This is a genomic window from Bartonella sp. AA168HLJHH (assembly GCF_042197365.1).
Classification (GTDB): domain Bacteria; phylum Pseudomonadota; class Alphaproteobacteria; order Rhizobiales; family Rhizobiaceae; genus Bartonella.
The window spans coordinates 1-13,332 of sequence record NZ_JBHIRS010000021.1 but is presented as its reverse complement, the minus strand read 5'-3'; the positions used below and the strand labels follow the sequence as shown (position 1 = coordinate 13,332).

6 protein-coding genes and 1 pseudogene are annotated in these 13,332 nt (G+C 41.9%); 3 read left to right on the top strand and 4 right to left on the bottom strand.

Going from position 1 to position 13,332, the window contains the following annotated elements; translation table 11 throughout:
- Positions 1-242: 242 nt before the first annotated feature.
- The 4 genes and pseudogenes from ACFINM_RS08450 to ACFINM_RS08435 form a co-directional block, all read right to left on the bottom strand.
- Positions 243-965, bottom strand: coding sequence for a hypothetical protein (locus tag ACFINM_RS08450; protein ID WP_375641072.1), 723 nt, complete (start codon positions 963-965; stop codon positions 243-245).
- A 1,667-nt stretch (positions 966-2,632) separates the two neighbouring features.
- Positions 2,633-2,905 carry a type II toxin-antitoxin system YafQ family toxin gene (locus tag ACFINM_RS08445; protein WP_375630510.1) on the bottom strand — a complete coding sequence of 91 codons (273 nt, stop codon included), beginning with the start codon at positions 2,903-2,905 and terminating at the stop codon, positions 2,633-2,635.
- A gap of 1 nt (position 2,906) precedes the next feature.
- A complete protein-coding gene (locus tag ACFINM_RS08440; RefSeq protein WP_375641073.1) occupies positions 2,907-3,164 on the bottom strand; it encodes a type II toxin-antitoxin system RelB/DinJ family antitoxin in 258 nt (85 codons plus the stop codon).
- A 303-nt stretch (positions 3,165-3,467) separates the two neighbouring features.
- Positions 3,468-4,126, bottom strand: a pseudogene (locus ACFINM_RS08435) (type ISP restriction/modification enzyme); the annotation flags it as partial.
- 256 nt (positions 4,127-4,382) lie between these two features.
- Between ACFINM_RS08435 and ACFINM_RS08430 the strand changes: the two are divergent.
- The 3 genes from ACFINM_RS08430 to ACFINM_RS08420 all read left to right on the top strand — a co-directional run.
- On the top strand, positions 4,383-4,562 hold the full coding sequence (locus ACFINM_RS08430) for a hypothetical protein (RefSeq protein WP_375632827.1): 180 nt from the start codon (positions 4,383-4,385) through the stop codon (positions 4,560-4,562).
- Complete coding sequence (locus tag ACFINM_RS08425) at positions 4,555-6,315, top strand: ShlB/FhaC/HecB family hemolysin secretion/activation protein (protein WP_375641071.1); 1,761 nt, start codon at positions 4,555-4,557, stop codon at positions 6,313-6,315. The genes ACFINM_RS08430 and ACFINM_RS08425 overlap by 8 nt, the downstream gene beginning before the upstream one ends.
- A 91-nt stretch (positions 6,316-6,406) precedes the next feature.
- Positions 6,407-13,332, top strand: a 6,926-nt coding sequence (locus tag ACFINM_RS08420) for a DUF637 domain-containing protein (protein WP_375641070.1), incomplete at its 3' end; no start/stop codon positions are given.

Sequence of the window (13,332 nt, the reverse complement as noted above, 5' to 3'; positions counted from 1 at the left end):
ACCCAGCAATTGCCATCATGAGAGAGGTTATCTTCCTTTTCAATAAAGCCACCCAAGGCACCAGCCTTAACATCAGCAAAGTCTTTTAATGCTTTAATGCGATAAAGGGTATGATTATTAATTACACGCGTTTCATTTGTGAGTGCAAACTTTTTTTGCATAGCACAATTCCTTTATAGAGATTTAAATTTTTAAATGAGATGTTTAAAGGAGGGCGCCCCCGCCGCACCCGCGCGTGTCATTTACGCAGCATCACTTTCATATTCGCTGTCATTATCATCGTCATAATACCCTTCAAAATCAGCATAATACTCATGACGATAATAATCATCTTCGCTCCCAAACTCAGGATATGCATCATCACAGATATCTTCATTAGCTGTTAAAGAGGCATTGCTATGAATGTAAGAATTGCCTGAGACAAGAGCATCACAAATAACAGCATCATCAAAAACACGCGATTCATCACAGATATAAGCAGAGCCACTTATTTTTGCATTGCCTCCGACATGGGCATCATCACAAATGACAGCATTATCAGAAATATGAGCATGATCAGTGACACGGGCGTTATCATAAATTTGTGCATTGCCTTCAATTACAACGGCGTTGTTAGCATGCGCATTACCAGACAGTTTTGCATTGTCCTTTAATGTCAGACCTTCAAAAATAGCATTCCCATAAATTTGAGCATTACCATAGACATCAACAAAAAAGCTTTTTACTTTAGCATTTCCAAAGACGCGTGCATTTTGAAAGACCCGAGCTTTATTATACACCCAGCAATTACCTTCATGAGATAAGTTGCTTTCATTTTCAATATACCCCCCTAAATCGCCTTTTTTGACATCATCAAAATCTCTTAAGGCTCTAATTCGAGTTAAGAAATGACCATCGATATATTCACAATCATCAATAAATTCGTATTTTGGAGATGTTTTTTCTGTATTAACAATAGAATTCATTTTTACACCTATTCGTAAATTAGTTTTCAATTGACACCCTATAAGAGCATCGGGTGCTGAAAACACGGCGAATAGTCCGTTGCTATGCTTTTCCCATAAGGGTATTGTATGGCATAGCTACACCCGACAAAATCACTATATATGCTAATCACAGCATAAAAGATAGTCAGTGTTTTAAAAGAAATGGAAAAGGTTTTTTCGCAACCTATTCGCTATTCGAAAGTGTTTTCATCACTTGGTTATTTATGTAACAAAATACGTATTTATTGTCAATTAATTTATAAACTTTTTTGATGTTTTTTTGTATTTTTTAAATACGTTGTGTATTGATAATATCTTATGCTTATTAATTGCTTCTTTTATATTTATGTGCTTTTAAAGCTATATTGTAGGTTTTATGAAACGATTGCGTTATTTTTTGAATCTATATATTTATAATATTTAGAAACGCTCTCATAATGCGTATTTTTAGCTTTATAACCTATCATTTTTTTACTAAATGAATTTTAAATTTTTTGTGAATTTTGTTTATAAGGGGCTCTAATTTAAAAAACCTTAATAGCACCGCGCTCTTATAACAAATGCTTTCATTTGCATTTTTGCTTTCTCTATAGCTGTTATGTTCTTTACAGCCATGGCATCATTTTTCAGTTTCATAAGAGAAACGATAAATAGGATAATTGTGATTTATTGCCTGTTATGAAAACACTTATGAAAACATCTCAATAGAAACTGATCATTATAGAGATGAGCAAAATCCCTTTTAATAAACTTTTGTCATTTTTGTCAGTTCTTTTTAGAACCTATATCATTTTTTTTAATGAGAGAAAATTAAAATCATTATATTTCAATAAGTTAAGTTTTATGAATTTTTCAAAATACAACTTATTAAAACAGCCATAACAAATAAATACAACTGTAAATATATATTTGTCAGTTTGTGTCAGTACATTGAATCGTCAAAAGTGATCATTTAGTGAATGATTAAAACATGTCTTATGAGAGTATGTGATCCTTTAAAGCCTTTCAAAAGATGGTTTATAACTCATAAGAAATGCTATCAAGATCATTAGGTTATGAGTTTTGACGGTTGCCTCTTTTAGATAAAAAAACGATAAAAAGTAAAAACGTTATTTTTCAATGTGTTAATATTTTACAGATCTTAAAAAACAACCTCTATTGATAACACAACCTATAAATTCAACTAATAATATACGTTTTGAAGGGGTTTTGACGGTTTTTATACCTTCAAAACCTATAAGAAAAGTGAATATACATAACCCTCTTTAAATAAAGCTTCTGATAACAATAAAGCTATCATTTTAGATTACGGTATAATCTTTTAAAGGCAATGTAAAAGAAGCGTATTCACTTTAAGATGGGATTTCTTAAAAGTTTTAAAGTAATCCAAATAAGAGTATTTAAAAGTGCAAATGATTTCTTTTTAGAATAACGCATATAAACTATTATTTAAAAAAGGGATACTCAATAATAATTAAGTCAATAAGTTATATTAATAATGAGAATTTTATTCTTTATTGATTTTATTAGTTTTTTTCTCTATCCCTCATCTTTTTGAAGCTTTTTTATAGCTTCAAGAGCGAGTTTTTTACGGTCTGCGCTCTTTATGTAGAGAAAAATTAGAGTATTTTTAACTTTTCATATAATTATTCTTTGAAAAGGTCAGAGTGCGTTCCTGTACGAATAAGATGTAATTTATCTCCTTCTATTCTATAAATAAGCAGCCAATCTGGTTCGATATGAATATCATGATATCCTACCCAATCGCCTTTTAGTGGATGATCACAGTAATGTCTTGGTAATGGCTTTTCTTCAATTAGAAGACTCAATAGTGTACGCAGCTTATTCATATTTTTACCGCGTTTTTCCGCTTTGCGCACGTCACGTTTAAATTGTCTTGAGCGGACGGGTATCAGCATATTAAATGCCTAAATCCTTAAAAAGGGCATCAGCGTTTTTAAATGTCTTACCTTTACCTTCATCTAATTCCTTTATAGCTTTACGTGTGACACTATTAGGTACTTTAAGATCAAAAGGCAAACAACCTTCTTCAGCGACACGCAAAAATGTTATGCGGATAAGGTCTGATGCACTTAATCCCATACGTTCTAAATTAATCATCGCTTGTTTTTTCATTTTAGCAGGAATGCGAGCGCGAACAACAGAATCGGCTTTCATGATTTGTATCTCCATTTAAAACCTTTATTATAGTGTAGCTACACTGTGACTTCAAGTCAATTTTTTAGAATTAAAAACCCTCTGGATAGCAGGTATGGCAAAAAAAACTCCACGAAAAGAATCCTTGATTCGCAATAATTAAGAGGAATGTTGCAAAATCCTATTCTCTTAACTTTATTTTGTTATCCCTCATAGAAAGAAGATTATATCTAATCAACTTAACAAGAGAGGTATAGATTATGGTTATAAGCTCTATACCCCTTGTAAGGTTATCACTCTCATTATGTGAGCATGCTTTATAAGTTATTCGGTTTCTCTTATTTCTAATTTTGGTAAGTTCTTAACGATTTTCATGGTTTCCAAACTTACAGTGATAACCCTTTGAAACAAATCCAATGGATAGGCAGGGTTGCCAATGGTTTCAACAGCATAGTGATTGGCATCATTCACAATGCCACTCTTTTTATCAGTCTTTACACATTGACGCCCCATAACCCATTCAAGAGCAGGTCTACCATTTACGATATACTCATAAGCTTACTTAGGGATATCTGTCATGATGATATTGCTATTATAAATAACAGTTGATTTATTCTTTTCCTTACTATCCTTAATTTTTGCGAATTTCATTTCTGTCACGTAATAAAACTTTTCTGGATTAGAGATATCAGTTAATTTTGGATTACCCTTTTTAAAGGTCACAGGATAAGGCTCTACATCTTCATAATTCACGTGCAAATGACCGAGTTCACGCCCTGCTGTCACAAATTTCCAAAAATCATCAGCCGTTTTTACGCAAGGGATACGAGGCAATTCTTTGCATAAATTATCAGCATAACGGGTGCGATAATCTTCTGAATGCAAAAGACCGTAAACATAATAAAACAGATCATCTTTAGTGTTTTTTCATTGGGATAAACGGCTTTTAAATATGCTAATCCTTCATTAGTTATAGCATTACGCATTTTCTTTTTTTCTTATTTTAGTAAATAAGCGATTGTCATACTATTTTTCTTATCAAGCGATAATAATGGAGTGTTTTTTGTTGTCTCTAATATGTAACAGTTCCAATAAATTTGGTCTATTCTATGAATAAGAGTCTTTACTTAAAGCTCAAGATTATATTACATGCAACACCTTAAAATTAAGAAGCATATATAGCATATGATTGTCATTTAACAGTGTAATTATACAAGCTTCAAAAGTGGGGGAAATGATATGGTTTGCACAACTCATAAAGCAGGTGTATACAGTACAGTCTATGCTTTTTTCTCAGATGTTATAAGTATTACTCTCATCAAAAAATTAAAAAATTGTTACGCGGTTGGCGATTTTTTCTGTGACGCTGATGATATGGTTCATTTTGTTGCTCATTTTGAGGGCACAATGAATGCATAGATTTTTTTTCATTTTTGTTTTTGCGGCTATTTTGTGCCTTTTCTCGTTGCCGAGTTTTGCCCAAAACATTCGTGAGAAAGCGATTAATCAATCAGAGAGCATCCAACGACAACAAACGCAAGAACAGCGTTTTCAACGATTGCACCGTAGAAACGAAACACATGGGATATTTTTGCCAGACGATGATACCACATCTGCCTATGGTGCTTCATCTAGTACAACCTGTTTGCTGATCAAAAGCATTGAATTTGTTGGCGCTCAGTTGATTTCTCATACCAACCTTCATGAAGCCATTTCTCTTTGGGAAGGACGGTGTTTGGGGATTGCCGAAATCAACAAAGTGCTCAAAGCGGTGACCAAGCTTTATATGAAGCGCGGCTATATTGCGGTGCGGGCTTATTTGCCTGAGCAAGATTTAAGCGGCGGTCATCTCAAGATTGTTGTTGTTGAAGGTGTGATGGAAGATATTACCCTTGATGGGCATAAAGTTGGAAGGAAATCTCAAGGAGAAATCACCACGGCTTTTCCAAACCTTATTGGGAAGCCGACCAATCTGCGCCAGATAGAGCAAGGGCTTGATCAAATCAATCGGCTTTTCTCACGCCAAGCTACTATTAATCTTGGTGCGGGGAGCAATTCGGGTGGTTCGATACTCGATGTTCATATTGAAAAACAGAAACCTTGGCTTATTACGCTTTCCAGCGATAATCTTGGTGCTAAAGCAACAGGAATTTATCAAACGCGCTTGAGCCTTTCTTTTGATGATCTGTTGGGGATCAATGATCAATGGTCGTTGAGCTATCAGCGTTCTATGGATGGTAGTCCGTATCATTTTTCTCACAAGCGCCCCAATAGTGATACTCTAACGGGATCCTTTTCTCTTCCCTATGGCACTTGGACAACAGGTTTTGATGGGACGTGGAGCCAATATCATTCGAGTGTTAAGGGGATATTTTCCGATATTATGACTGAGGGTAAGTCTTTATCGCTGACACCATGGATTTCACGGGTTATTGATCGTGATCAAGAGGGAAAGACCTGGCTTACAGGACGCTTGACATGGAAATATTCTGATAATTTTATTATGGGCAGTCGGGTTGATGTTTCCAGCCGTAAATTGGCTATTGCAACCTTTGAGCTTGATCATTCGCGCAAGTGGCTTGGAGGAGAATTAAGCGCGCATATAGGGTTTCTTAAAGGGTTGGCAATTCTTGGCGCTTATGACGATAAAGAGCAAGAGAATGCAACAAAAAATTCACCCAAAGGGCAATTTTCCAAATTGTCTTTTTCCCTAGGCTACGTGCGTCCTTTTTCGCTCAAACAATATAACTTTCGCTATAACACGCTGTTTTCAGGACAATTATCACCCGACACGTTGTTTAGTTCAGAGCAAATATCGCTTGGTGGCAGTTCCTCTGTGCGCGGGGTGCGTGAGGCGATTTATTACGGCAATAATGGGGCGTTTTGGCGCAATGAATTGTCGCTGTTGTTGCCAGGTTTTTCTTCGAGAATGGGGCGTAAATTTATGAGCCAATTTGCCCCTTATATGGCGCTTGATCTGGGGGCCGTGGCCAATAATGTAAACAAAAACAGTTTTGGCGGGAGCCTCGTTGGGGCAACTCTTGGTTTCCATGCAACCGGAGACATTACGGATATTGATGTGTCTTATTCGAATATTTTAACCCAATCGACAGTGCGAGAAAAGGGAAATGCGACAGGGTTATTTCAAGTGCGGGCATTATTGAGATTTTAGAGCAAAGGGGCGGTAAAAAATATCGCTGCGCTGTTTATACCCATATGGGTTGTTTTTTTAAAGAGATAAAGAATTTTATGAGGAGCTGAAGATGCGGGGATTGAAAAATCAAAAGCATAGATTGGGATATGGATACAAGCTATGGCAGCGCGTTCTTTGTGTTTTGCAGCGAGGGATCCATAAGGGGCTTTCACTTGTTTTAAGTTTTTGCTTAGCTTTTCAGCCTTTGTTGTTGCAAGCACAAGCGCTTGGAGCGCGAAGTCCTGTTGCACAAGAGAGCCAAGGGATTAAAGCAGCTGATGGGGTTGGCTCTGTTTTCCGCCCCACGGTGGGGAAAGCTGGCAATGATGTGCCGCTGATTGATATTGTTCGCCCCAATGGACAGGGTCTTTCTCATAACAAATATGACAGTTTCAATGTTGATACCCATGGCGTGATTTTGAACAATTCGACTGAGGAGGTTTCGCGTTCACAGCTTGGGGGATTGGTGCCAGGCAACGGCAATTTGCGTTATAGCGGTGCAGCAAAGGTTATCCTCAATGAAGTGGTGAGTGCCAATCGCTCGCGTCTTGAAGGCGTGAGCGAAGTACACGGGCATATGGCGGATGTTATTATCGCCAATCCCAATGGGATTACCTGTAACGGTTGTGGCTTTATTAATACACCACGGGTGACTTTATCGACTGGACAACCGATTATTGGAGCCGATGGCGCTTTGAGTGGATTGCGTGTTGAGGGTGGAGATATCACCATAGGCGCTCGTGGGGCTGATGGGAGTGCATTAGATATTTTTGATCTTGTTTCGCGCAAGATCAGTGTCGGGGGTCCCATACAGGTCAAAGGAGATTTGGCTGTTATCGCGGGGCGCAATCATTTTGATTATAACAAACGCGAAGCAACTTCTCTTGGTTCTGATGGCAAAGAGCCGGAATTGGCGATTGATTCCAGTGAGTTTGGTGGAATGTATGCGGGGCAGATCCGCGTGATTGCCAATGATAAAGGTGCGGGCGTTAAGATGCGCGGAGACATGGTTGCCAATGCAGGCGCCATGAGATTGACAAGTGATGGCAAGCTGGTAATTGCCAAAGCACGTGCCAAAGGAGCGGTGAAGGCTCACTCCCACCACGATAGTGTACATGTGAAAGATCTGCTTTTCTCAGAAGAAGCAGTTGAACTGAAGGCTTTGAAACATGTTGAACTGGCTGAGCAAGCTCGCGTTGCAGCGAGCGGTACTGTTGATGTGCACGCCGATCTGATCAAGCTCCAGTCTCATGCTCTTCTAGCAAGCGGTATTGGGAGTGATGGTCAACAGTCAGCGACGGGTTCTTTGCATTTACAGGCAGCAAAGCTTGAGGCGGGGAATGGGCGGATAGCCGCCGGTGATCTTTTAGAGATCCAAGCAGCAACAATTGATCTGAGCCGCATGCAAGACAATGATCAAACAGGGGTTTCTTCCCTTGGCGATCTGACCATTAAAACCAATCAAATCAGCGCTTTAAACAACCATATTGGTGCCAAGGGGAATATTGTCTTGAGCGCCGATGATGGGCTCACTGTAGGCGCTGGACATTATAGCGCCGGCGGCTCTCTTTTGGTGGAAGCAGCAGAGCTTACATCACGCGCGCGCTTAGTGGCAGAGCAAAAAATTGACCTTTATGCGCATCACGGTGCCCTGATCCAAGAAGGCACTGTATTGTCCAATGGGAAGATAACGCTGGATGCCCATGGTGCCCTCAATCATACGGGTGATATTGTCAGTATGCAGCAGGTTGCCTTGACAGCGGGGGGCATGCTCACAACCTCTCAAGAGAGCACGATTTTAAGTTATGATGTGGTTTTAAGTGCTGATGCTTTAACCCAAGCAGGGACTGTGGAAGCTCAAGAAGGAGCATTAACCCTTCAAGTGCGTGATGGGGTTATCAATAGCGGCACAATGCGCGGTGAGAGTGTCGATGCTCATATTGGTGCATTTACCAATCAAGGGACGTTTATTGCAACCGATGATTTGCATTTGATGGTAAGCACACAAGAAGGCGCCGATCCGCAACAAGCCTTTCTGAAGAATACATCCGAAGGTGTCCTTCAAAGTGGTGGCGTTTTTGTTGTGACCGCAGGGCAATTAGACAATGCCGGTGTGCTTGGCTCTAGTGGTGAGAATGTTGCCCTCAATGTGGCAGGGAATGTCAGCAATAGTGGGCTGATTTACGCCAAAAAATCTATGGACGTATTCAGTGATGGTGATTTAACCAACACACAGGGCAGAATGATTGCAGAAGAGGCTCTCAGCATTGGTGGGCTGAAAGAGACACGTGCTGGTCATATAAATAATGAGGCTGGTCTTCTCAGTGCTTTAGCCGGTGAGATGAAGATTGTTGCAACGTCTTTTGTCAATAAAAGCGCTGAAACGACAAATTCAGAGCAACAAAACGCTACACATGATGAAGGTGCGCATGTTTTAGCGCGGGATGGTTTGCGCATTGATGTGGGCAGTTTTGAGAATGTTGATGGTCTTATTTCTACGCAAGGGGCAGTCAATATTGTTGCTGAGAGTGTGATCCAAGCAGGGCACATAGAGATTGAGCGTGGTGACCTTCAACTGACCAGCCACGGTGATTTAAGCAATAGTGGCACAATAGAAAGCAATGATACCATTGCTTTGCATGCGCAAACAAATCTCAGCCAAACGGGGCGCATTGTCTCTAAAAAGCGGATAGAGCTTTCCAGTGATGGCATATTGACAATGGGCGAGACAAGTGAGGTTGGCGCCTATGATGTAACGCTGAAGGCAGGCACACTCACCCAAGCTGGGCTTGTGGAAGCGCAAGGCGGGGTACTTACTCTCAACAGTCATGATGTTTTAAGCAATTCCGGTATTATGGTGGGCGGTGTTGTTGATGCGAAGCTTGGGTCTTTAGCCAATTCAGGTCAGCTTTTAGCCAGTAACAGTTTTACGCTTATAGCAAAAAGTCATGATCCGTCATTGGGGCAAGTTGCTCTGGTTTTAAATGGTGAAGACGGTGTACTCAAAAGTGGTGGTGCTTTTGTCTTAACCGCAGATGTTTTGGACAATGCCGGCAGTATTGGTTCAAGTGGTGATGGGGTTGCGCTCAATGTGAGCGCTGATCTGAGTAATAGTGGGCTGATTTATGCCAAGAAATCTGCCATTTTCTCCTTAGATGGGGATTTTATTAATAAGTTTGCCGATGTCATTGCTGAAGACAATCTCATCATCCGTGGTTTAAGTGGAGAGCGGGCTGGTCATGTGATCAACAGCTCGGGTCTTTTAGAAGCCGTGTCAGGCGATATGACCTTCGATGTCTCAGCGCTTACCAACATGCGTGAAGGTGGAGTTGAAGTTAGCGATAAAGTGGTTTCTCACAGTTACGTGCGAGGAGAATGGAAAAAAACCGAGGTTAGACACCACCAGATAAAGGAAGATGTTGACACTACGATCATTCGTCAGCAGCCTCATTTTACCAATGGAGCTGCACAGATTTTAGTAGGACGTCATCTCACGGTTCATGCCGGCGATATCCGTAATAGCTACAGTTTGATTGCTGCTAATGGCAACATTGAGATGCAGGGTGATACGCTGCTCAATGAGGGGCGCGATTTAACCGAAACAACAAAGATTGTAACTGAAACACATCGCAGGAAGAAACATTGCCACACATTATTAGGAGGGTGTAGTATTACAGGCATAACATATTATGGCAGTACTACTGATACCAAAACAACCGTCCGCACTTATGATGCTGTTTACGGCACGATTGAAGCTGGTGGCACGCTTGATGCCAAGTTGACAGGCTATATTGACAATCATGCGGTGCGTGAGGGGGGTGAGCAAGTTGGCTTAAGCTCTGGCGATAAGGGGTTGGCTGGTGTTAAAAACACCGATTTTGACGGTTCCAAACCACTGATTAGTGATGATCGATTGGACGGTATTATCAATGGTTTGAAAGGGCACAAAGGGCTTTTTGCACCAAGCACAAAAACACCCGCACCAGAATCCATACAAGTGCCAACGCAAGATGGGCTTAACTCTGTTAAGACAGAATTGGACCAGACCCAAACACCGGATGTGCCATTTTTAGTCGAGACGCGTCCAGATTTTATCAACCCAAGTAAATTTTTAGGATCGGACTATTACTTAAAAAAGATTGGCAATTATAAGCCTGAGAACGTGTTCAAAAAGTTGGGGGATGCTTATTTTGAATATCGTCTGGTGGGTGAGCAAATCTTCGAGCTGACAGGTAATCGCACTCTTCTTGATGTTGAAGATCCCAATGCTCAAATGCAAAGGCTCTATGACAATGCTGTGGAGCAGCAAGATCCCTTGGGGTTAGTGCTAGGCAAGCCCTTAACGCCTCAGCAGATTGCTGGGATCAAAAAGGATATGATCTGGCTTGAGACCCACCTTGTTGATGGACAAGAGGTCTTGGTACCCCACGTTTATTTGGCACCAAACACTTCTTTAGCACAAGATGTTTATGGGGCAAAAACGCAGCAAGGAAACCTTGCCAGTGCACGTTTGAAAGGCAATGGCGTCACTATAGAGACGGACCGTCTTACCAATAGCGGCACCATATCAAGTAATGGTGCATTGCATGTTTCGACTACGCAAACTTTGTTTAATGATGGTGGTTTTTTGCTTGGCAGCGGTGCTGTAGATCTCAGCAGTGGCGATCTTTTAGCCAATTCTTCAGGGGTTATTCTGGGGGATATCATCACCCTCAATGCGAAGACAATCATTGATGGTACTGCAAAAATCCGTGACACGAATGAATATGGTTTCGTTGATCGGAGCGGGCAGCAGGCTCAAATCATTTCTATACAGGATTTAAACATTCACTCCCTTGGCGATTTAAGCATGACTGGTGGCCAATGGAGCAGTGGCGGTCCGATGACGGTGATTGTCGATGGTTCTGCTACGTTTGGTTCATTAGTGCTAGAGAGTGACCATAAGGAGACATTGGAAAAAGGGCATTATAACGCCCAAAGCAGTGAGCACCGTTTGACAGAAGTCAACAGTGATGGAGATTTGACCATTGTCACAGGTGGTGAACTTAACCTTGGGGGAAAGTTTAAAGCCAAGGGCAATGGGGATTTCACCAGTGGTGGCGCTCTCAACGCGATTTCAGAGCAAGATTTTAACAGTTTTGATTTGGATCTGAGGGGCAAAGAAGGCGACAAATCGAAGCAAAAGAATAAGTTTCGTCAACAATCAACAGAAGTTACTACAAACAAAACCACGATAGAAACAGAGGGCAACCTCTCCATGCATGCGCAAAATGGGGATCTCACGCTTGATGCGGCAGGGCTATCAAGTGGTGGTCAGACGCATTTGGCATCAGATACGGGGAAGATCAAGTTTCTGACCAACAAGGATCAAGATTTTAAGGACGTTTATCAGCGTAATGAAAACCTTGTGTGGTGGAGTGAGAGCGATAAAGGTTACCTTAAGGAGACCATCGAGCATGTCACCATAGATGCTAAGGGTGGCATAAAGCTTGATGCGGGTGATGGCTTCGTTGTTGAGTATCAGGCAACCGGTGATTTAGACAAATCTCTTGAGCAATTGTCTCGCTCTCCAGGCATGGCATGGATCAAGCAACTGCGTGATGATCCAGAATTATCCAAGCAAGTGGATTGGCAAGCAGTTAAGGCTGAATTTAAAGACTGGGATTATAAAGCCCAAGGGCTGACAGAAGCCGGTGCGGCTCTCGTGGCATTGGCTGTCACGGCGGTTACGGGTGGAGCAGCCTCGGGCGCTGCCAGTGCCATTACCGGTGCTTTGGGGCTTGGCTCGAGCACCGCCATGAATGCGGCGATACAGGCTGGTGTCCAAGCGCTGATTAACAAAAGCGCTGTGGCTCTTGTCAATAATCGCGGCAATATTGCCGGTGCCTTGCATGAGCTTGGCTCTTCAAAGAATATTCTCAGCATTGTCTCGTCGATGTTGACAGCAGGCTTAACCAGCCAACTAACCGAAATGGCTGGTGTTGGACAATCTTTGCCCAAAACGGCTCCTCTGGTTGATCGCATCACCCGTGAGGCGGAAAAGAACTTGATCAAAGCCGCCATTGGCACAGGCGTTCAAACGGCTCTTGAGGGTGGCTCTCTTGACAAGAACTTTTTTAACAATCTGCGCATCGCCCTGTCTGATACGGTTGGCAAATCGTTGGCGGAAGAAATCGGTACCGCCAAGGCAGAAGGCAAAATAGATACGGTCACGCAGATCGTTGCCCATGCAGGACTTGGCTGCTTAAAAGGCGCGGTTGCGAGCGGTGCTTGCACAGCCGGTGCTGTGGGGGGTGCTGTGGGCGAAGCCACTGCTATGCTCCAGTTTCAATTGTGGGTGCAAGGCATTGTGAAAGAGGAAATGGGGGACCTAAACGGTCGCACCCCTACAGCGGAAGAGGAAGCGCGTATAAACGCAAAGATTGATGCGCAGTTTGCTGACTTTAGAGACCACACCATTGATGTTGCACGGGCTGCTGGGGGCGTTGCTGCTGCCCTTGCCGGTGGCAATGTTGATGCCGGCGCCGATGCCGCTGGTAATGCCGCTGCAAATAACTACCTCAGCAGTGCTCAAATAGCCCAGATGAATAAAGAATTAAAGGAGTGTCCTGACCTTTTATGTGAAGCAGAAGTGTCTGCGAAGTGGTCTGCGATTAGTACAGGGCAAGATATAAGCTTTGGGGCAGGTATGGTAGCTGGTGTACCGGCTGAAGTATACGGTACGGTTGATGGTTTTTTGCAAATAATCAGTTCTCCTACGGTTGGTGACTTGATACAAATAGCCAAAAATTCCAAAGAGATTTTGAAAGCGCTCAAAGATTTCTTCACCAGTGGTAAGGTTTTGGCTACCCTTGGGCATGCCTTTGCACAGCCCTATGTAGATCGCATTAATAAAATGGAGGAGGAATATGAGCGAGCCGGTGCCGGTGGTTCCTTTAATGCTGGTCTTGAATTTGGAAAATTATTGACTGAAGTAGCAACGCTGTTTTTGGGAGG

Coding starts and splice junctions, on each gene's coding strand:
- ACFINM_RS08425 (WP_375641071.1), top strand. CDS start 4,555: ATGCATAGATTTTTTTTCATTTTTGTTTTTGCGGCTATTTTGTGCCTT.
- ACFINM_RS08445 (WP_375630510.1), bottom strand. CDS start 2,905: ATGCTGATACCCGTCCGCTCAAGACAATTTAAACGTGACGTGCGCAAA.
- ACFINM_RS08440 (WP_375641073.1), bottom strand. CDS start 3,164: ATGAAAGCCGATTCTGTTGTTCGCGCTCGCATTCCTGCTAAAATGAAA.
- ACFINM_RS08430 (WP_375632827.1), top strand. CDS start 4,383: ATGGTTTGCACAACTCATAAAGCAGGTGTATACAGTACAGTCTATGCT.
- ACFINM_RS08450 (WP_375641072.1), bottom strand. CDS start 965: ATGAATTCTATTGTTAATACAGAAAAAACATCTCCAAAATACGAATTT.